The sequence below is a fragment of the Nitrospirillum iridis genome, assembly GCF_014205765.1.
Taxonomy (GTDB): Bacteria; Pseudomonadota; Alphaproteobacteria; order Azospirillales; family Azospirillaceae; genus Nitrospirillum; species Nitrospirillum iridis.
On the sequence record NZ_JACIIZ010000001.1, the window covers coordinates 92,436 to 110,150 of the forward strand.

Here is a 17,715-nt window from a genome sequence, read left to right on the forward strand (position 1 = left end):
GGTGCCCACCCGGCGGCGGGCGCCGATAAGAACAAGTGGGAGAGGAAACGTGTTCAATCCTGACACGGCGGCTGGCGTATCGTCTGGGGCGGCGACGGCGGCGTCCAGGCCCGTCGGCCTGATCAACCGCACCACGCTGTTGTGCCTGCTGGTGGCCATCCTGGAAGGGTTGGACCTGCAGGCCGCTGGCGTGGCGGCGCCCAAGCTGGCGCCGGCCCTGAAACTGACCCCGCAGGAATTGAGCTGGTTTTTCAGCGCCGGCACCATGGGCCTGTTCATGGGCGCCCTGGTGGGCGGCCGGCTGGCCGACCGCTTCGGGCGCAAGGTGGTGCTGGTGATCTCGGTCGCGCTGTTCGGCCTGTTCACCGTGGGCACGGCCCTGTCCCAGGGGGCGGAGACGCTGTTCCTGATGCGCCTGTTCACCGGCCTGGGATTGGGGGGCACCCTGCCCAACCTGGTGGCCCTGGCGGCGGAGAACAGCCCGCCCGGCCGGGGCAGCGGCTCGGTGTCCCTGATGTATTGCGGCATGCCCCTGGGCGGGGCGGTGGTCAGCGCCGTGGCCTACTTTGGCGGCGTGGCGGGCGGGCCGGACAGTTGGCGCGTGATCTTCTATGGCGCCGGTGCCGCACCGTTGCTGGTGCTGCCGCTGTTGATCTGGGCTTTGCCCGATTCGCGGCAGTTCAAGGCGCCGGCGGAGGCGGCGGTGGCCAGCGCCCGGCCGGGCATCCCCACCGTGCTGTTCGGCGGCGGTCGGGCGGCGGAGACGCTCCTGTTGTGGATCGCCTTTTTCGCCACCCTGCTGGTGCTGTACCTGCTGCTCAACTGGCTGCCCACGCTGATGATCGGACGGGGCTTCAGCAAGCCGGACGCGGCCCTGGTCCAGGGGGTGCTGAACCTGGCCGGCGCCTTCATCGGCGCCGTCACCGGGCCCTTCCTGGATGGTCCCCGGCGGCTGTCCTACACGGTCACCGTGTTCGTGGGCCTGGCGGTCTTCCTGGTGCTGCTCAGCGTCATGCCCGCCGATCTGACGGTAGCACTGGCCGTGGGGGCCGGTATCGGCGCGACCATCATCACCACCCAGGCGACGCTCTATGCCGCGGCACCCCTGTGCTATCCCACGTCCATGCGCGGCACCGGCGTTGGGGGGGCGGTGGCCGCCGGTCGCCTGGGTTCCGTCGTCGGGCCCCTGCTGGGCGGTGTCCTGGTGGGGGCCGGGCAGTCGGCGGCCCAGGTGCTGTTCAGCATCCTGCCGCTGGTCGCGGTGGGCGGCCTGCTGGCCGTCTTGCTGGTCCGCCGGCAGATACGACGGGGCGGTGCTCTCTAGCCTTCCGTCACCAGGCGCGTGTATCGCTAAGCAGACTTTCCGAGCCCCCCCATGGGCGGGCTCGGAAATCTGCTGAACCATAGAGTCGGCAGGTTACTCCAGGCCGGGCCATGTGTGGCCCGATCCGGAGGAACCTGCTTAGGCGAGGATGGCGCCGGGGCGAGAGGGCGATGGGTAGGAAGACGGATATGGTGCTGGCCGTGGCCGACATGGCCGGCACCGTGCTGTTCGCGGTGGAGGGGGCGATGGCCGCGCTGAAAGGCGGACTGGACCTCTTCGGCGTGCTGGTGCTGTCCTTCGCCACGGCGCTGGGCGGTGGCGTGTTGCGCGACGTGCTGATCGGGGCGGGGCCGCCCACGGCCCTGCGCGACTGGCGCTATCCCGCCATGGCCTTCGCCGCCGGTGGGGCCACCTTCGCCGTCCAGGTCATGGTGGGCCAGAATCCCATGGACCAGGTGCCCATGGGCGTGATGACCACGCTGGACGCGGCCGGCTTGTCCCTGTTCGCCGTGGCCGGCACGGAAAAGGCGCTGAACCGCCACATCCCGCCTTTCAGCGCCGTGTTGATGGGCACCATCACCGGCGTGGGCGGCGGCACGTTGCGCGACATCCTGCTGGCCCAGGTGCCGGCCATCCTGCGGGTTGACGTCTACGCCACCGCCGCCCTGCTGGGGGCCACCGTCATGACGGGCGCCATCCGCCTGGGCATCCAGCCGCGCTACGCCGCGCTGGCCGGCGGCGGCGCCTGCTTCGCCCTGCGCATGATCAGCGTCTGGCGCCACTGGGCGCTGCCCACCGCGGTGGGCGTGACGGGGTAACTAATCCACAGCACCTTGGGCGGCCGGGGCGGCGTCCCCGCGCTTCTTGGCGTCCCTCTGGGCCTTCAGGGCATCGGCCGCCGCCTTGTCGATGGGGATCATGCTGTCGATCAGGCAGACGGGCGGTACCGGCAGGCCCACCAGGGTCAGCGGATCGGTGCGGCATAGCTCGTCATTGTGCGAGACGTAGCCGAAGCCGTAGGTGCCCAGGCCGATGCAGCGGTTGGCCAGGTCGATGCGGGTGAACTTGGTGCGGTCCTGCATCTCCACCAGGATGGTGCGGTCATCGATGACCGTGGTGTTGCGCATGCCGCGCACGGGGATGCACATCAGGCCCCGGTCCGCCGGTTCGGCCTTCGCCGTCTGTGGTGGAGAGCCGGGCTGACTGGGGGACGGGTCGGCGGCGCAACCGGCCAGCAGGCCGGTGGCCAAGGTGGCGATAAGGATCGGGTAATGAGCGGTGCGTGACATGGCTGGGGTCTCCCACGGCGGTTGTCCTGAGGGTAGGCCCCGATTCGCGGCGCCACAAGCCATGGCGGTGCCACAAGCCACGGCGGTTTAGGAGACCGAACGCCGCAGGCGCCTGCGGGTAGGCGAAGCCCCCCGGCCATGGTACGATGGCGCTGATGTATAACGATGTCGTCGACCTCAGAGAGTTCTACGAGAGCAGCCTGGGCCAGGTGGTCCGGCGGCTGGTGCGCCGCCGCCTGCGTGAGCTGTGGCCCGACGTCACCGGCCAGCGCGTGCTGGGCATCGGCTACGCCACCCCCTTCCTGCGCCCCTTCCTCAATGAGGCCGAACGGGTGGCGGCGGTCATGCCGGCGGGGCAGGGTGTGGTGTTCTGGCCGCCCGAGGGGCCGGGCCTGGTGACGCTGGGCGAAGAATCGGAACTGCCTTTCCCCAACATGTCGGTCGACCGCGTGCTGCTGGTCCATGGGCTGGAGTTCACCGAACACCTGAAGCCCATGATGCAGGAGATTTGGCGCGTGCTGGCCGGCGGCGGCCGGCTGATCGCCATCGTGCCCAACCGCCGCGGCATCTGGGCCCGCACCGACCGCACGCCCTTCGGCCACGGCTCCCCCTTCTCCAGCGGGCAATTGCGCCGCGTGCTGCGCGCCAACCTGTTCGTGCCGGAGCGGGAGACGTCGGCCCTGTTCATGCCGCCCGTCACCTCGCGCTTCTTCATGGCGTCGGCTGGGGCGGTGGAAAACCTGGGCGCGCGCTGGTTCAAGGCCTTCGCCGGCATCCAGATCGTGGAAGCCAGCAAGCAGATCTACGCCACCACCTCCACCCGGGTGCTGGAGCCGCGCCGCCGCATGGCGCCCTCCGTGGCCCAGCCGGCCTTCTCCGGCCTGGCGGCGGAGCGGCGGATGCTGCCCCGCCTGGTGGAGCCCGAGCCCAAGCCCTGAGATTCCCGCAACGGTGCCGGGCGCGCCGATTTCGCGCGGACTCGTATTGGGGGTGCTTGACAGGGCCCAGGTCGCCTGTATAGTGCGCGCTCTCTTAGAAACGGGTCCTGTGCTAGGTCCCGTCGTTCCGTTTTGCGTGGGCGCTGGCCATCACGGCCAGCCCCGGCCAGATCAGTGGTGGGCTAGAATGTTCGCAGTCATCCGCACCGGCGGTAAGCAGTACAAGGTCGCGGCCGGCGACGTCATTAAGGTCGAGAAGCTGGCGGGTGAAGCCGGCGCCTCCCTGAAGCTGGACGAAGTCCTGCTGGTCAGCGATGCCGGCAGCACCACCGTCGGCACCCCGCTGGTGGCTGGCGCCGCCGTGACGGCCACCGTGGTGGCCCAGGCTCATGCGCCGCACATCATCATCTTCAAGAAGAAGCGCCGGCAGAACTACCGCCGCAAGAATGGCCATCGTCAGGACCTGACGATCCTGCGCATCACCGACATCCAGGCCGGCGCCTAATCGGCAGCCCGCCCCCCTCGATTTAAGGAGTTTTCGAGATGGCACATAAAAAGGCAGGCGGTAGCTCCCGCAACGGTCGTGACAGCGCCGGTCGTCGTCTGGGCGTGAAGGCCTTCGGCGGTGAAGCCGTCGTTTCCGGCAACATCATCGTCCGCCAGCGCGGCACGAAGTTCCACCCGGGCGCCAATGTCGGCCTGGGCAAGGACCACACCATTTTCGCGGTCGCCGATGGCGCCGTGAAGTTCCACACCGGCCGTCAGGGCCGCACCTACGTGTCCGTGGAGCTGGCTCAGGAGCCGGTGGCCGTCGCCGCCGAGTAACCTGCCGCTTCGGCATCAGGTGTTTCGAGTCTGATCGGGGGGACGGGTGACCGTCCCCCCGATTTGCATTTGCCGCGCGTCGCCCGACGCTTCGGCCGCCATCGCTCCCTTTTCCTAGGACGCGACCGCGTCCGCCGGAGCGAGCACCGAAGGGCGCAGCGAGGAAGCTAAGCCGGCGGATGCCGGCGCCCGGCGATTGAGGGGTCTTTGATCCCTTAGGATCGAAGACCGTTTTAAAAGGCCCGCCCATCATGAAGTTCCTGGACCAGTGCAAGATCTACCTGAAAAGCGGTGACGGCGGCCCCGGCTGCGTCGGCTTCCGCCGGGAGAAGTTCATTGAGTTCGGCGGGCCGGACGGCGGCAACGGCGGGCGTGGTGGCGACATCGTGATCGAGGCGGTGGACGGCCTCAACACGCTGATCGACTATCGCTACAAGCAGCACTTCAAGGCCCAGCGCGGCGGCCACGGCATGGGCCGCGACCGCTCCGGCGCCGCCGGCGAACAGATGGTGCTGAAGGTCCCCGTCGGAACCCAGGTCCTGGACGAGGACCAGGAGACGGTGCTGGCCGACATGATGGAGGTGGGCCAGCGCATCGTGCTGCTGAAGGGCGGCGACGGCGGCTTCGGCAACGCCCATTACAAGACCTCCACCAACCGCGCGCCCACCAAGGCCGGTCCCGGCTGGCCGGGGGAGGAACGCTGGGTGTGGCTGCGGCTGAAGCTGATCGCCGACGTCGGCCTGGTCGGTCTGCCCAACGCCGGCAAGTCCACCTTCCTGGCCGCCGTCTCCCGCGCCCGGCCCAAGATCGCCGACTACCCCTTCACCACCCTGGTGCCCAACCTGGGCGTGGTGCGGGCGGGTGAGGAGGAGTTCGTGGTGGCCGACATCCCCGGCCTGATCGAGGGTGCGCATGAGGGCCACGGCCTGGGCGACCGCTTCCTGGGTCATGTGGAACGCACCCGCGTGCTGCTGCACCTGGTGGACGGCACGCAGGAGGATGTGCAGAAGGCCTACCGCACCATCCGCCGCGAGCTGCGCGCCTATGGCGGCGGTCTGGCGGAAAAGCCGGAGATCGTGGCCCTGAACAAGGTCGATGCCCTGACCGAGGAAGAGCTGGCGGAAAAGAAGCTGAAGCTGCGCCGCTCCGCCAAGAAACCGGTGATGGTGCTGTCCGGCGCCACCGGCGAGCATGTGCCCGACGTGCTGTATGCGCTTTTGGAGCAGATCAAGGCTGCGCGTCTGGCGGATGGCGAGGAATCGCGCAGCAAGGCATACAAGGCGCGGTACAATCCCCTGGATGACATCTCCCAGGCCGATAAAGGGACACGTTAGAAAATGACCGACGCCGCCGCCCGCACGGATGTTTCCCCAACCGGTGCGGCGGCGTTACTTGATGTCCCGCCGCTGAGCCAAGCCAAGCGCCTGATCGTCAAGATCGGCTCCGCCCTGCTGGTGGATGGCGAGACGCACCAAATCCGCCGCGACTGGCTGGACAGCGTCTGCGACGACGTGGCCGCCTTGCGCCGCCGGGGTGTGGACGTGGTCATCGTCTCCTCCGGCGCGGTCGCCGTGGGGCGGGAACATCTGGGCCTGGTGGGCCGCCCGCTGAAGCTTGAGGAAAAGCAGGCCGCCGCCGCCACCGGCCAGATCCGCCTGGCCCACGCCTATCAGGAAACGCTGGCCCGCCACGACATCACCGTGGCCCAGGTGCTGCTGACCCTGGACGATACCGAGGACCGCCGCCGCCACCTGAACGGCCGCGCCACCATCGAGACCCTGCTGAAGCTGGGCGCCGTTCCCGTGATCAACGAGAACGACACCGTGGCCACCGCCGAGATCCGCTTCGGCGACAATGACCGGCTGGCGGCCCGTGTGGCGCAGATGATCAGCGCCGACACCCTGATCCTCATGTCCGACATCGACGGCCTCTACACTGCCGACCCGCGCAAAGACCCCGATGCCCGCCATCTGCCCGTGGTGACCGAGGTGACGGCGGAGATCGAGGCCATGGCGGGGGAGCCGCCCGCCGGCTACAGCAGCGGCGGCATGGTGACCAAGATCGCCGCCGCCCGCATCGCCGTCGCCGCCGGCTGCCGCATGGCCATCGTGTCGGGCAAGCGCGCCAGCCCGCTGGCGGCGCTGGAACGCGCGGCCGACCAGGGCGGGGCGCTCTGCACCTGGTTCTTGCCCTCTGCTGGGCCGCAGACGGCGCGCAAGCGCTGGATCGCCGGCTCGCTGAAGCCCGCCGGCGTGCTGGTGGTGGACGATGGCGCCGCCCAGGCGCTGGCGCGCGGGGGCAGCCTGCTGCCCGCCGGCGTGCGCGAGGTCGAGGGCGATTTCCAGCGCGGCGACCTGGTGGCCGTGCGCACCCAGGCCGGCCGCGTCATCGCTCGCGGCCTGGTCGCCTATTCCGCGGACGACGCCCGCCGCATCCAGGGCCGCCGCAGCGCCGAGATCGAAACCAACCTGGGCTGGCGCGGCCGCGACGAGATGATCCACCGGGACGACCTGGCGCTGGGGTGAGGACAGCCCCTCGTCAACAGGATTGGCAATAATTACCCAGGGGACCTTGTAACCGTCATCCTGTACAGATATATGTACATGGACTTGTGAAAGGGTCTTCCTCATGTCCCACGTCAGCTTCACTGAGTTCCGCCAGAACATGAAGGCGCACCTGGACGCGGCCTGCGACAGCCGGGCGCCGCTGGTGGTGACGCGGCAGGGCGGCCGGTCGGTGGTTGTCATCGCCGAGGATGAGTTCAACGGCATGATGGAGACGCTGCACCTGCTGCGCAGCCCCCGGAATGCCGAGCGCCTGTTGGCCTCCATCGCCGCCGCCGACGCCGGTGAGTTCGTCACGGCGGACGTGCCTGACGACCTTCGCTGATGCAACTGAGGTTCACGGCGCAAGCCTGGGACGACTACCTGTATTGGCAGTCCCAGGACATGGACGTGCTGCGCAAGATCAATGGCCTGATCAAGGATATCCGCCGTGATCCCTTCCGGGGCGTGGGCCAGCCCGAGGCGCTGAAAGGTGACCTTGCCGGCTGGTGGTCCCGCCGTATCACCCAGGAACATCGCCTGGTCTATCGGGTGCGTGGCAAAGGGGAGGAGCAGGAGGTCCAGATCGCCCAGTGCCGGCTGCACTATTGATCCCGACCATCCCGCATCCCGAGTCGATTCCTTACCTGGACCCTAACGCGCTCGGCAATTCACGTAAGGATGCAAGCTCGATATAGGGGTGGGGAATCGGGCCGGACACCATTTCGTGGGCCCAGGTGGTGTGGTAGGGCACGTGGAAGCCCCGGCCGCCCAAGGCCACCACCGGCAGGACGTCGGACTTCAGCGAGTTGCCGGCCATGGCGAATTCCGTGGGGTGCACGCCGGCGCGGTCCAGCAGACGGCGATAGGTGCCATTGTCCTTTTCCGACACGATCTCGATGCGGTGGAACAGGTCGGCCAGGCCGGAGCGGGCGATCTTGCTTTCCTGGTCGAACAGGTCGCCCTTGGTGATCAGCCACACCTCGTGGTCGCGCTCCCGCAGGGTTTCGATCACCTCCACCGCACCGTCGATCAGTTCCACGGGGTGGGCCAGCATGGCGCGGCCGCGTTGCACCAGGGTCTCGATGGCGATACCGGGGATGCGGCCCTCCGTCAGTTCCAGCGCCGTTTCGATCATCGACAGGGTGAAGCCCTTGATGCCGTAGCCGTAGGTGACCAGGTTGCGCCGCTCGATGGCCAGCAGGCGGGTGTCGATGCTGGCCTGGTCCAGGTCGCTGTGCCGCAGCAGCAGGTCGCGGAACTCGGCGTACGAGGTCGAGAACATGACCTCGTTGTGCCAGAGCGTGTCGTCGCCGTCCAAAGCGATCACCCGGGGTGGCAAGGAGGCGGGCGAACCGGTGCCAGGCATGGTCGTGGAAACTCCAGAGGAACTCAGGCCGCTTGATCAGCGGCGGCGGTGGATGACGATACCCCCGCCGCCCGCATCAAGGCCAGGCAGAGCAGGGATGCGGCCAGGCCGCAGGCGGCGGCGCTGGTCCACCCCCAATGCCCGGCGCATGCGGCGAACAGGGGCGGCCCGATGAGGGAGCCGCTGGCGCCGAACTGGGTCAGCAGGCCGTTGGCCGCCGGCAATCCCCGGTCCGATCCCGCCACGGCCGGCAGCATGGCGAAGGCCAGGCCGGGATAGACGCCGGACAGGGCGTTGAGCGCGATGACCACGATGGCGACGGTGGCGAGGTCGGGGCGGGGCCCGAACACCCCGAACAGCAGCAGGGCCGGCGCCACGATGCTGAATGCCATCAGGGCGAAGGAGGATCCCCGCGCCAGGTCACGCCCATGATTGCGGTGGTTCCACCACCCGGCCAGCGCGCTGCCGGCCACCGTGGCGAAGGAGGCGACGCCAGTGATCAGGCCAGCCGTGTCGGCGTTGGCGCCGGCCTTGTCCACGAGGAAGGTGGGCAGCATGCCCAGCAGCCCGACCTCGAAGGTGGTGTAGCAGCCGAAGCCCACGGCCAGGGCCCAGGCCCGGCGGGTGGGGGCCGTGCCGCCGGCCGCGGCGCCGCGCACCCGCGCGCCGACACCGGAGGTCATGGGCAGGGACAGGGCCAAGGCGCCCGCCGCCACCATGCCGCCGCCGAATAGGGCGCCCCGCCACGACCACAGCTCCGCCGCCCAGCCAGACAGGATGGCGCCCAGCGCCAGGCCCACGGGCACGAAGCTGCTCCACAGCGCCAGGGCGACGCCCCGCTGGCGCGGCGTTGCGGTCTCCAGGATCAGCATGGGGGCGGCGATGACGGTGGTGAGGTACCCGGCGCTTTCCAGCACGCGCCAGGCGATCAGGGCGGTGGGGCCCTGCGCCAGGCTTTCACCCACCCCGCCCAGCGCCAGGCAGGCGGTGCCGGCCAGTAAGGCCGGGCGCCGGCCCGCCCGCTGGATCAGGCCACCGGCGATGCGGCCGAAACCGGCGCCGCCGATCTCCAGCAAGGAGATCACCAGCGCCGCCACTGTGAGGCTGAGGCCCAGGTCGCGGGCGATCAGGGGGATCAGGGCCGACATCTTGCCCAACTGGGCGGCGGCGATGACACCGACGCCGTAGAACCAGACGATCTTGACCCAGCTTCTGTCCATGATGCCCTCGAAAGCGTATGACCCGGCGGACGGGGCGACATTTTTGGCATGGCCGGGGCCGGAACGCCGTGAATAAGATATGCGTGGACAGCGGCGGGTCGCGATGGCAACGCCGCCTGTTCCCCCCGGATCGGACCATCCCCCATGGGCAACAGCATCGCCGCACTCATCGGCCCCGTGCCGCATCTGGGGCCGTCGCTCCGGATGTGGCGCACGCTGCGCCGCATGAAGCAGATGCACGTGGCGGAGCTGCTGGGCGTCTCCCAGGCCACGGTATCGCGCTGGGAATCGGGCGCGTTGGCGCCGGACGCCGATGAGCAGACCGCCGTTCGCCGGTTGATGCGCGCCGGCCTGGACAGCGCCGCCGACCGCGAACTGGCCCGGCTGGTCAGCCAGTCCAGCGGCGCCGTCCATCTGGTGTGCGACCTGACGCACACGCTGCTGGCCCTGTCGCCGGCGCGGGAACGGGATTTCGGCCGGCCGCGGGCCGACCTCATCGGCACCTCGCTCTGGCCTTACGCCAGCGAGGACATCGTGGCGGCGGAGGCGAGGTTACCCGATCTGGGATGGTTCGAGCCGGCGGCGCCCGCCCTGGAGCTGACCACCCGCGCCAACCATTCCACCGATCTGCCCATCCGTCCCAGCCGCTTCCGCTGGGTGCGGTTCCAGCTGTCCGACGGCACTTTCGCCCGGCTGGTCGACACCATCGCCTTTGAAGGTTAATCCCGGCGCAGCAGGAAAATCCCCTGTTCGCCCGACCAGTTGGCCCACCAGCTGGCGGCGTTGCTGGTCAGCTGGCGGCCGTCATGGTCCAGGATGGCGCTGCGCTCCACCCTCACGCCGCCCAGGTCGTCGCACAGCGCGGTGAAGTCGGCGATGGTGCAGAAATGGATGTTGGGCGTTTCCCACCACTGGAAGCCCAGTCGGTCGGTCACCGGCATGCGCCCCGTCAGCAGCAGGGCCAGGCGCACCCGCCAATAGCCGAAATTGGGGAAGGAGACGATGACCCGCCGGCCGATGCGCAGCATCTGCAGCAACACGCCGCGCGGGTCGCGGGTGGCCTGCAGCGTCTGCGATAGGATCACGTAGTCGAATGCGTCGCTGGGATACTCCTTCAGGTCGGTGTCGGCGTCGCCCTGGATGACGGACAGGCCGCGCGACACGCAGGCGCGCACGCCGTCCATGCCCAGCTCCATGCCGCGCCCGTCCACGCCTTTCACCCGGGTCAGCAGGTCCAGCAGATCGCCGTCGCCGCAGCCCACGTCCAGCACGCGGGCGCCGTCGCTGACCATGTCGGCGATGCGCCGCAGGTCGCTGCGGATATCGGTGCGGGGGGGAATGACCGTGGCGTCCATCATACCCGCCGTTTCAGGCCGCGATGGTCGGCGCAGCCGCTGATGAAGCCGCGGATGACCTGGTGGAATTCCGGCTCATCCAGCAGGAAGGCGTCGTGGCCCTTGTCCGTCTCGATCTCCACGAAGCTGACGTTGGCGGCCACGGCGTTCAGGGCGTGCACCACCGCCCGCGACTCGGAGGTGGGGAACAGCCAGTCGCTGGAGAAGCTGGCCAGGCAGAAGCGCACCGGCGTGCCCTTGGCCCCCACGCGGAAGGCCTGGGCCAGCTGGCCGCCATGCTCCGCCGCCAAGTCGAAATAGTCCATGGCGCGGGTGATGTAGAGGTAGCTGTTGGCGTCGAAGCGGTCGACGAAGCTGGCCCCCTGGTAGCGCAGATAGCTTTCCACCTGGAAATCGGCGTCGAAGCCGAAGGTGATGGCCTGGCGGCTTTGCAGGTTGCGGCCGAACTTGCGGTGCAACGCCGCCTCGGACAGGTAGGTGATGTGCGCCGCCATGCGGGCCACGGCCAAGCCGCGCGCCGGGTTGGCGCCCGCATGCTGATAGGCGCCGTCGCGCCATTCCGGGTCGGCCATGATCGCCTGGCGCCCCACCTCGTGGAAGGCGATGTTCTGTGCCGAATGGCGGGCGGCGGTGGCGATCGGTACGGCGGCGAACACCCGCTCCGGATAGGCCACCGCCCATTGCAGCACCTGCATCCCGCCCATGGAGCCACCGATGACGCAGAACAGCTGGTCGATACCCAGCGCGTCGATCAGCAGCGCCTGGGCCCGCACCATGTCGCCGATGGTGATGACGGGGAAGTCGATGGCGTAGGGTTGGCCCGTCGCCGGGTTCACATCATGCGGGCCGGTGGAGCCCATGCAGCCGCCGATGACGTTGCTGCAGATGACGAAGAAGCGATCGGTGTCCACCGGACGGCCCGGCCCCACCAGCATCTCCCACCAGCCGGGCTTGCCGGTGATGGGGTGCCTGTCGGCCACGTACTGGTCGCCGGTCAGGGCGTGGCACACCAGGATGGCGTTGGATTTGTCGGCGTTGAGCGTGCCGTAGGTCTGGTAGGCCAGGGTGAAAGGGCCCAGTTGCCCGCCGCCGTCCAGCGGCATGGGCCGGTCGGCGCCCAGCACCATCCGCCGCCCGGGCAGGGCGGAAGAGGGGGCGCCGGAGCTGTCCAAGGGGGCGGGCGGGGTGATCATCGCGATAGGGGGACCTTTGAATTCAGCCTGAATGACTAGGAAGGTGGCGGGGGCCAAGTCAACGTTTTCTTTGATTTTGCGGGGGGCAGGCTCTAAGACTCACTGGTTTCAGGTCCTAAAAGTCCGAACCCATCCATGCCCCCTGTCAGCCCCTCCGTCGACGCCTTGCGCCGTGAAATCGATGAAATCGATGTGGCGATCCATGACCTCATCATGCGGCGTGCCCGGGTGGTGGAGCGTATCGCCCACTCCAAGGCGGGCTCCAAGGTCTTCATCCGTCCGGGACGGGAGGCCGGCATCCTGCGCCGCCTGGTGGCCCGCCACCAGGGCGCCGTGCCGGTGGCCGCCATCGTGCGCATCTGGCGTGAGATGATCGCCGCCATGACCCTGATCCAGGGGCCGTTCGCCGTGGCGGTCTACGCGCCGGGCGACGACCGCCGCCTGTGGGACATCGCCCGGGACCATTATGGCACCGTCACCCCGCTGACTCCCGCCAACACGGCCCAGGCCGTGCTGCGCGCCCTGGCGGAGGGCAGCGCCACCGTTGGCGTTGTGCCCGTGCCGGAGGAGGAGGAGACCGACCCCTGGTGGCGTTTCCTCATCAGCGACGACACCAAGACGCCCAAGATCATCGGCCGGCTGCCGTTCTGCAGCCGCCCCGGCCAGAAGGAGGGCGGCGACGCCCTGATCCTGGGCGCGGTGCCGCTGGAGGCGACGGGCCAGGACCACACCCTGTTGGGCGTGGAACTGGCGCAGGACATGAGCCGTGGTCGCCTGAAGGACATGATGGAGGCGGTGAACCTGTCCGTGGGCTGGTTCCGCATCTTCCATCTGCCGGGCGGCGGCGGGTCCGTCCACCTGATCGAGGTGGCGGATTTCGTCGATGGCGATGATCAGCGCTTGCGCGCCCTGGCGGACAAGCTGGGCGACGTCCTGGTGCGGGTCCTGCCGGTGGGGGCCTACGCCCTGCCCATCACCCTGGACGCCAGGAAGGGCTGAGCCACCGTTCCCCGAGTCGCGGCCCACCGCGCAGGGCATGCGCCCCCGATTCGCATAAGGCTTTGATAAGACTCACGGCTATCCTTACTTGCAGGCGGGTTTGGTCCCGGGCCCGCCTGTTCGGCGTCATCCCACCCGCTGGGGATGGGCGCTGGGAAGAAGACCGCCACCGCCTGCCAGAAGAAGGTTGCTTGCCGCCATGTCCGCTCCCGTTCCGAATCCCGGCATTCTTGATATCCATGCCTATGTCGGGGGCGAGGCGCATGCGCCCGGGGCGTCGCGGCTGATCCGTCTGGCGTCCAACGAGGGCGCGCTGGGCCCCAGCCCGAAGGCCATCGCCGCCTACAAGGCCGTGGCGGAGCAGATCCACCGCTATCCCGATGGCGGGTCCAGCGCCTTGCGCGCCGGCCTTGGCCGCCGCTTCGGCCTGGATGCGGGGCGCATCGTCTGCGGCAATGGCTCCGACGACGTGCTGCAGTTGCTGACCCGCGCCTATGCCGGCACGGGGGATGAGGTGCTGCACAGTGTCCACGGTTTCGCCATCTACCCCATCAGCGCCCGCTTCGCCGGCGCCACGCCGGTGGCGGCACCGGAGTGTGGCCTGAAGACCGACGTGGACGCCATGCTGGCCCGCGTCACGCCCCGCACCCGGGTGGTCTTCATCGCCAACCCCAACAACCCCACCGGCAGCTACCTGGACAAGGCCGAACTGCGGCGCCTGCACGCCGGCCTGCCGGAGAACGTGTTGCTGGTCATCGACGCGGCCTATGCCGAGTATGTCGACGCGGCGGATTACACCGACGGATCGGATCTGGTCGACGAATTCAGCAACGTCGTCATGACCCGCACCTTCTCCAAGATTTTCGCCCTGGGCGGTTTGCGCCTGGGCTGGGCCTACTGCCCGGCCGCCGTGGCCGATGTGCTGAACCGGGTGCGCGGCCCCTTCAACGTGGCGTCCAGCGCCCAGGCCGCCGGCCTGGCGGCCCTGGAGGATACCGAATTCCTGGAGCGGAGCCGCCGGCACAACGCCCAGTGGCGTGAATGGTTCGTGGGCCAGGTCCGCGACCTGGGCCTGGTGGTCCACCCCTCCGTCGCCAACTTCGTCCTGATCTCCTTCGCCGAGCAGCCGGGTGACCGCGCCGACGCCGAAGGCGCCCGGCAATTGCTGAAGTCGCGCGGCATCCTGGTGCGGCAGATGGGCTCCTACGGTCTGCCGCACTGCCTGCGCGTCACCATCGGGCTGGAGGATGAGATGCGCGCCGTGGTCGCCGGCCTTGCCGACTGGGTGGCCGGCAAATGAGCGCTGCGGAAATGAACGCCCCACCGGCTGCCACCTTGTACAACCGGGTCTGCGTCATCGGCCTGGGCCTCATCGGTTCGTCGCTGTTGCGCTGCCTGATGAATGATCGCGGCCTGGCCGCCGAGGTGGTGGCCTGCGACCGGTCCGATGCGGTGCGCGCCCGCGTGGCCGAGCTGGGCATCGCTGACCGGGTTGAGGCTGACGCCACCCTGGCCGTGGCCGGCGCCGATCTGGTGGTGCTGTGCACCCCGGTGGGCGCCTACGCCGACGTGGCGGCCCTAATCGGCCCCCACCTGGCGCCGGGCAGCACGCTCAGCGATGTCGGCTCCGTCAAGCAGGCGGTGGTGCGCGATGTTTCCCCCCATGTGCCGGACGGCGTGCACTTCGTGCCGGGGCACCCCCTGGCGGGGACGGAGCATTCCGGCCCCGATGCCGGCTTCAAGGAGTTGTTCCGCGGCCGCTGGCTGATCCTGACGCCGCCCCCCGGGACTGACGCGGGTGCTGTGGACCGGCTGGGGCGCCTGTGGGCCGCCTGTGGCTCGCAGATCGAGGTCATGGACCCCAGCCATCATGACCAGGTGCTGGCCATCACCTCCCACCTGCCGCACCTGATCGCCTACACCATCGTCGGCACGGCGACGGACCTGGAGGAGACGACGAAGTCGGAAGTCATCCGCTTCTCCGCCTCCGGCTTCCGCGACTTCACCCGCATCGCCGCCTCCGATCCGGTCATGTGGCGCGACATCTTCCTCAACAACCGCGAGGCGGTGCTGGAGATGATCCAGCGCTTCACCGAGGATTTGACGGCGCTGCAACGCGCCATCCGCTGGGGGGAGGGCGACAAGCTGCTGGATCTCTTCACCCGCACCCGCGCCATCCGCCGCTCCATCATCGACGCCAAGCAGGCCTGACGCCGCTTTTTGTCAGACCGCGACCTGGAGCCGGGCCTGCCGCTCGGCGTCGGCTTCACGCATGGCGGTCCATTGCAGGTCGCCGGTGTAACGCCAAGCCATGCGCCCCGCCTCATCAAGGGCGAAGAGGTGCAGCCAGCCATTGTCGAAAAGCGCCCGGACGGTGTCGTGCCGCCGCAGGACGTCCGCTATCGCCTGGCGCGGCGCCTCGACGCAGACCGACAGGCGTAGCGGTTCGTGGGCATAGCCTTCGCCGTCATGAACCGATTGCCAGGGCAGGCCGGGCCGCAGCAGCCCCCCGTTGCCCTCGACGACGCCAATGCCGCCCGTCACGTTGTGCAGCAGCTTGTTGCCGCCCCCGAACACGTCGGGCGCCACGGTTGAGCCGTAGTATTGCAGGCTTATCCAGCTCGCCACCACGACAGGGGCGGTCAGGATCAGGTCGAGCACGCCGAAGTTCCCATCCCGCCTCCAGTCGTAATCGTGCAGGAAGGCGCGTCCGTCCAGGGTCTTGCCATTGGTGCGCGTCCGGGGGGCGGCGATGAACGCCTTGCACCCGGCGAGCGCCCATTCGGGCCGTGTCTCGGCCCAGTCACGGCTGCGTTTGGGGATGGCGGCCTCATGGCCCGCGCGGGGCAACCGCAGCGCGCGCTCTCCCCGGGTGAGGTCGCCCGCCGTGGCCAGCCAGGTTTGGGCCCGGCTGATATCCGCCTGATGCGCGTCGGACGGATGGTCCTGGGCATAGAGCGTCACCCGATCCGTCGTCGTGTCGTGCAGCGCCGCCACGAACAGCGTGTCCGGCGGGATTTCGATGCCGTCCGGCGCCAATCCCGCCCTGACCTCCGGATCGTTCAGAAGTGCCGCCAGCAGGCGCGCGTTGACCTCCCCCGAATAGCCGCCACAGGCGCCGCAATGCAGCCCGCTGGCGTGGGGGTTGTTGACGACGTTCGCGCCATGCCCCGCCAGCAGGACCAGCCGCGCGAAGCCCGTGGTCAGCGACATGGCCCGCAACACCGTCCCGGCGGCCTTGACCCGGGTGGCGAGATCGAGAGCGGGGTCCAGGCGCGGCGCGGGGGTGGCGTCCGACGCCCCGCCCCGCCATCCCAAGGCGTCGCTCAGAAGCTTGCCGACATAGATCGGACCTGTCGCCTCGACGAAGGCGAAGGAGGAAACGGCGGCGAGCTTGAACCGGCCCCAGGCACGCTTCGCCCGCGCCTTCACCCGTGCGGCCCCCTCGGCCGCCGCGACGTCGGGCCCGCCGCAGCGGGATTTGAGCGCGGGATTGAGCAGCACGGGCAGCCGCGCTTCCTCGACATCGGAGCCAAAGCGGCGATGCGCCGTGGAGAGGCCGAAGAAGCCGGCGAAGCCGAGCGTCTGGATATGCGGGCTCGTGCTCTCCAGCGCGCGCCTGAACACCTCCGAACGGACGTCGATGCAAAAGGCGGCCTGGAGCAAGGGGCGACCGGGGGCGGGATGCGGGACGCTCGCCGCGAGTGTGGCTGCCAGGGCCCGCTGGGCCGCCCGCTCCGCCGCCTCCTGCAGGATGGCGTCGGTGACCAGGTCGGGGGTCGGCGTGACCGGCGCCGCGTGCGCCGAGCGCACGCCCGCCCACAGGTCCGCGAGTCGCTCGCCATACCGCAGGAATAGGGCCTCCTCCCAGATCAGGCGGATCGCCAGGAGGTCCGTGACCGTCCGATCCGTGCTGCCGGCAAGCTCCGCCACCCATGCCTTGTGGCGGGCATACTGCGCCCAACCCCCCAGCGTCATGAGCATCTGGTGGAAGTAGGTGTCCAGGGCCGGTTGATCGAGGCCGAGGCGGTCGGCGACACGGGCGATGGCGGCGATGGCACCCTCCGGCGCCTCCGAGACGTGCAGCGGGAAGCCCGGCAGCCCCGCGATTTCCGGCGTCAGGTCATGCGTGGCCACGAACCGCCAGGCGGCGTACGCGCTCCTGCCGCGCGGCGCCGCCCAGAGCGCCTGACCCTCATCGAAATATCCGGCCGCCCAGGCGCCCAGGCGTTCGGCGATCAGGCCCGGCCAGTCGACGCCCGAGATCTGGGCCGCGAGGTCCGCGATCGTTGGCAAGGCGGCCGGCTTGGCCGGGGTCGCGGCGGCGGCGGCCTTCAGCGCGGCCAGGTCGGCCGGCCGCAGGTCGGCGGGCGCGTTCATCCAGGCGTCGGCCAAGTCCTCGTCGGAAATCGCGCCGATGGCGATCTTCTCCTGGTACCAGCGTCGGGGCATGGTGACGGCCACGCCCGCGACCCGCGCGAGGCGTGCGCCGGCCGCCGCCAGGTTCTCGCCCGTCTGTCCAAGGAAGGGATTGACGGCGACGCTGGAGGCCAGCGGCCAGACGGGGGGTATGGCCCGCGCCGCGCGATCGGCCGCAATCTCGACCACCGTCATATCAATCAGCGCCGAGGGGGAGGGATGGGACATCATGAAAGCTCCG

General features: G+C 69.4%; 19 protein-coding genes. 13 read left to right on the forward strand and 6 right to left on the reverse strand.

Features of this window, described 5'->3' with window-relative positions; translation table 11 throughout:
• Window positions 1–49 precede the first annotated feature (49 nt).
• Together mhpT and FHS74_RS00360 are read left to right on the forward strand one after the other, a co-directional pair.
• The gene (gene mhpT, locus FHS74_RS00355; RefSeq protein ID WP_343066819.1) at window positions 50–1,324 is read left to right on the forward strand and encodes a 3-(3-hydroxy-phenyl)propionate transporter MhpT; all 1,275 of its coding nucleotides are present in this window, start codon (window positions 50–52) and stop codon (window positions 1,322–1,324) included.
• A gap of 170 nt (window positions 1,325–1,494) precedes the next feature.
• On the forward strand, window positions 1,495–2,142 hold the full coding sequence (locus tag FHS74_RS00360; RefSeq protein WP_184796379.1) for a trimeric intracellular cation channel family protein: 648 nt from the start codon (window positions 1,495–1,497) through the stop codon (window positions 2,140–2,142).
• Here the strand turns inward: FHS74_RS00360 and FHS74_RS00365 are convergent, their stop codons facing one another.
• The gene (locus FHS74_RS00365) at window positions 2,143–2,613 is read right to left on the reverse strand and encodes a DUF6491 family protein (protein WP_184796381.1); all 471 of its coding nucleotides are present in this window, start codon (window positions 2,611–2,613) and stop codon (window positions 2,143–2,145) included.
• 155 nt (window positions 2,614–2,768) lie between these two features.
• On the opposite strand from FHS74_RS00365, the gene FHS74_RS00370 reads away from it, so the two are divergent.
• The 7 genes from FHS74_RS00370 (at window position 2,769) to FHS74_RS00400 (ending at window position 7,531) form a co-directional block, all read left to right on the forward strand.
• Window positions 2,769–3,551 carry a class I SAM-dependent methyltransferase gene (locus tag FHS74_RS00370; protein WP_184796383.1) on the forward strand — a complete coding sequence of 261 codons (783 nt, stop codon included), beginning with the start codon at window positions 2,769–2,771 and terminating at the stop codon, window positions 3,549–3,551.
• Window positions 3,552–3,738: 187 nt separating this feature from the next.
• Entirely contained in the window at window positions 3,739–4,056 is a 318-nt protein-coding gene (gene rplU, locus FHS74_RS00375; RefSeq protein ID WP_184796385.1) for a 50S ribosomal protein L21, read from the forward strand.
• A 38-nt stretch (window positions 4,057–4,094) separates the two neighbouring features.
• Window positions 4,095–4,376: a 50S ribosomal protein L27 gene (gene rpmA / locus FHS74_RS00380; protein WP_145750092.1), complete on the forward strand. Its 282-nt coding sequence runs from the start codon at window positions 4,095–4,097 to the stop codon at window positions 4,374–4,376.
• A gap of 251 nt (window positions 4,377–4,627) precedes the next feature.
• A complete protein-coding gene (gene obgE / locus FHS74_RS00385) occupies window positions 4,628–5,710 on the forward strand; it encodes a GTPase ObgE (protein WP_184796387.1) in 1,083 nt (360 codons plus the stop codon).
• Window positions 5,711–5,713: 3 nt separating this feature from the next.
• Window positions 5,714–6,901, forward strand: coding sequence for a glutamate 5-kinase (gene proB / locus FHS74_RS00390; RefSeq protein ID WP_184796389.1), 1,188 nt, complete (start codon window positions 5,714–5,716; stop codon window positions 6,899–6,901).
• A 103-nt stretch (window positions 6,902–7,004) separates the two neighbouring features.
• Complete coding sequence (locus FHS74_RS00395; RefSeq protein WP_184796391.1) at window positions 7,005–7,265, forward strand: type II toxin-antitoxin system Phd/YefM family antitoxin; 261 nt, start codon at window positions 7,005–7,007, stop codon at window positions 7,263–7,265.
• Complete coding sequence (locus tag FHS74_RS00400) at window positions 7,265–7,531, forward strand: Txe/YoeB family addiction module toxin (protein WP_184796393.1); 267 nt, start codon at window positions 7,265–7,267, stop codon at window positions 7,529–7,531. Before FHS74_RS00395 ends, FHS74_RS00400 begins: the two co-directional genes overlap by 1 nt.
• A 31-nt stretch (window positions 7,532–7,562) precedes the next feature.
• On the opposite strand, the gene FHS74_RS00405 is transcribed toward FHS74_RS00400, so the two are convergent.
• Both FHS74_RS00405 and FHS74_RS00410 read right to left on the reverse strand, forming a co-directional pair.
• Window positions 7,563–8,288 carry an HAD family hydrolase gene (locus tag FHS74_RS00405; protein WP_184796395.1) on the reverse strand — a complete coding sequence of 242 codons (726 nt, stop codon included), beginning with the start codon at window positions 8,286–8,288 and terminating at the stop codon, window positions 7,563–7,565.
• A gap of 23 nt (window positions 8,289–8,311) precedes the next feature.
• Window positions 8,312–9,508, reverse strand: a complete 1,197-nt coding sequence (locus tag FHS74_RS00410) for an MFS transporter (protein WP_184796397.1) — start codon at window positions 9,506–9,508, stop codon at window positions 8,312–8,314.
• Between the two features lie 144 nt (window positions 9,509–9,652).
• Here FHS74_RS00410 and FHS74_RS00415 point away from each other — a divergent pair, with 144 nt between their 5' ends.
• Complete coding sequence (locus FHS74_RS00415; protein WP_184796399.1) at window positions 9,653–10,231, forward strand: helix-turn-helix domain-containing protein; 579 nt, start codon at window positions 9,653–9,655, stop codon at window positions 10,229–10,231.
• On the opposite strand, the gene metW is transcribed toward FHS74_RS00415, so the two are convergent.
• Window positions 10,228–10,863: a methionine biosynthesis protein MetW gene (metW, locus tag FHS74_RS00420; RefSeq protein ID WP_184797252.1), complete on the reverse strand. Its 636-nt coding sequence runs from the start codon at window positions 10,861–10,863 to the stop codon at window positions 10,228–10,230. The two genes, FHS74_RS00415 and metW, sit on opposite strands and share 4 nt — an antisense overlap.
• On the reverse strand, window positions 10,863–11,990 hold the full coding sequence (metX, locus tag FHS74_RS00425; protein WP_425491247.1) for a homoserine O-acetyltransferase MetX: 1,128 nt from the start codon (window positions 11,988–11,990) through the stop codon (window positions 10,863–10,865). Before metX ends, metW begins: the two co-directional genes overlap by 1 nt.
• Window positions 11,991–12,191: 201 nt before the next feature.
• Between metX and FHS74_RS00430 the strand changes: the two genes are divergently transcribed.
• The 3 genes from FHS74_RS00430 to FHS74_RS00440 all read left to right on the forward strand — a co-directional run bounded on the left by FHS74_RS00430 (window position 12,192) and on the right by FHS74_RS00440 (window position 15,266).
• A complete protein-coding gene (locus FHS74_RS00430; RefSeq protein WP_184796403.1) occupies window positions 12,192–13,055 on the forward strand; it encodes a chorismate mutase in 864 nt (287 codons plus the stop codon).
• A 199-nt stretch (window positions 13,056–13,254) separates the two neighbouring features.
• On the forward strand, window positions 13,255–14,355 hold the full coding sequence (gene hisC / locus FHS74_RS00435) for a histidinol-phosphate transaminase (RefSeq protein WP_184796404.1): 1,101 nt from the start codon (window positions 13,255–13,257) through the stop codon (window positions 14,353–14,355).
• Window positions 14,352–15,266 (forward strand): prephenate/arogenate dehydrogenase family protein, encoded by a 915-nt coding sequence (locus tag FHS74_RS00440; protein WP_425491239.1) that lies wholly within the window; start codon window positions 14,352–14,354, stop codon window positions 15,264–15,266. Before hisC ends, FHS74_RS00440 begins: the two co-directional genes overlap by 4 nt.
• 12 nt (window positions 15,267–15,278) lie before the next feature.
• Here the strand turns inward: FHS74_RS00440 and FHS74_RS00445 are convergent, their stop codons facing one another.
• On the reverse strand, window positions 15,279–17,705 hold the full coding sequence (locus FHS74_RS00445; protein WP_425491241.1) for a YbcC family protein: 2,427 nt from the start codon (window positions 17,703–17,705) through the stop codon (window positions 15,279–15,281).
• Window positions 17,706–17,715 lie beyond the last annotated feature (10 nt).

Coding starts and splice junctions, on each gene's coding strand:
- FHS74_RS00360 (WP_184796379.1), top strand. CDS start 1,495: ATGGGTAGGAAGACGGATATGGTGCTGGCCGTGGCCGACATGGCCGGC.
- FHS74_RS00365 (WP_184796381.1), bottom strand. CDS start 2,613: ATGTCACGCACCGCTCATTACCCGATCCTTATCGCCACCTTGGCCACC.
- FHS74_RS00370 (WP_184796383.1), top strand. CDS start 2,769: ATGTATAACGATGTCGTCGACCTCAGAGAGTTCTACGAGAGCAGCCTG.
- rplU (WP_184796385.1), top strand. CDS start 3,739: ATGTTCGCAGTCATCCGCACCGGCGGTAAGCAGTACAAGGTCGCGGCC.
- rpmA (WP_145750092.1), top strand. CDS start 4,095: ATGGCACATAAAAAGGCAGGCGGTAGCTCCCGCAACGGTCGTGACAGC.
- obgE (WP_184796387.1), top strand. CDS start 4,628: ATGAAGTTCCTGGACCAGTGCAAGATCTACCTGAAAAGCGGTGACGGC.
- proB (WP_184796389.1), top strand. CDS start 5,714: ATGACCGACGCCGCCGCCCGCACGGATGTTTCCCCAACCGGTGCGGCG.
- FHS74_RS00395 (WP_184796391.1), top strand. CDS start 7,005: ATGTCCCACGTCAGCTTCACTGAGTTCCGCCAGAACATGAAGGCGCAC.
- FHS74_RS00400 (WP_184796393.1), top strand. CDS start 7,265: ATGCAACTGAGGTTCACGGCGCAAGCCTGGGACGACTACCTGTATTGG.
- FHS74_RS00405 (WP_184796395.1), bottom strand. CDS start 8,288: ATGCCTGGCACCGGTTCGCCCGCCTCCTTGCCACCCCGGGTGATCGCT.
- FHS74_RS00410 (WP_184796397.1), bottom strand. CDS start 9,508: ATGGACAGAAGCTGGGTCAAGATCGTCTGGTTCTACGGCGTCGGTGTC.
- FHS74_RS00415 (WP_184796399.1), top strand. CDS start 9,653: ATGGGCAACAGCATCGCCGCACTCATCGGCCCCGTGCCGCATCTGGGG.
- metW (WP_184797252.1), bottom strand. CDS start 10,863: ATGGACGCCACGGTCATTCCCCCCCGCACCGATATCCGCAGCGACCTG.
- metX (WP_425491247.1), bottom strand. CDS start 11,990: ATGGTGCTGGGCGCCGACCGGCCCATGCCGCTGGACGGCGGCGGGCAA.
- FHS74_RS00430 (WP_184796403.1), top strand. CDS start 12,192: ATGCCCCCTGTCAGCCCCTCCGTCGACGCCTTGCGCCGTGAAATCGAT.
- hisC (WP_184796404.1), top strand. CDS start 13,255: ATGTCCGCTCCCGTTCCGAATCCCGGCATTCTTGATATCCATGCCTAT.
- FHS74_RS00440 (WP_425491239.1), top strand. CDS start 14,352: ATGAGCGCTGCGGAAATGAACGCCCCACCGGCTGCCACCTTGTACAAC.
- FHS74_RS00445 (WP_425491241.1), bottom strand. CDS start 17,705: ATGATGTCCCATCCCTCCCCCTCGGCGCTGATTGATATGACGGTGGTC.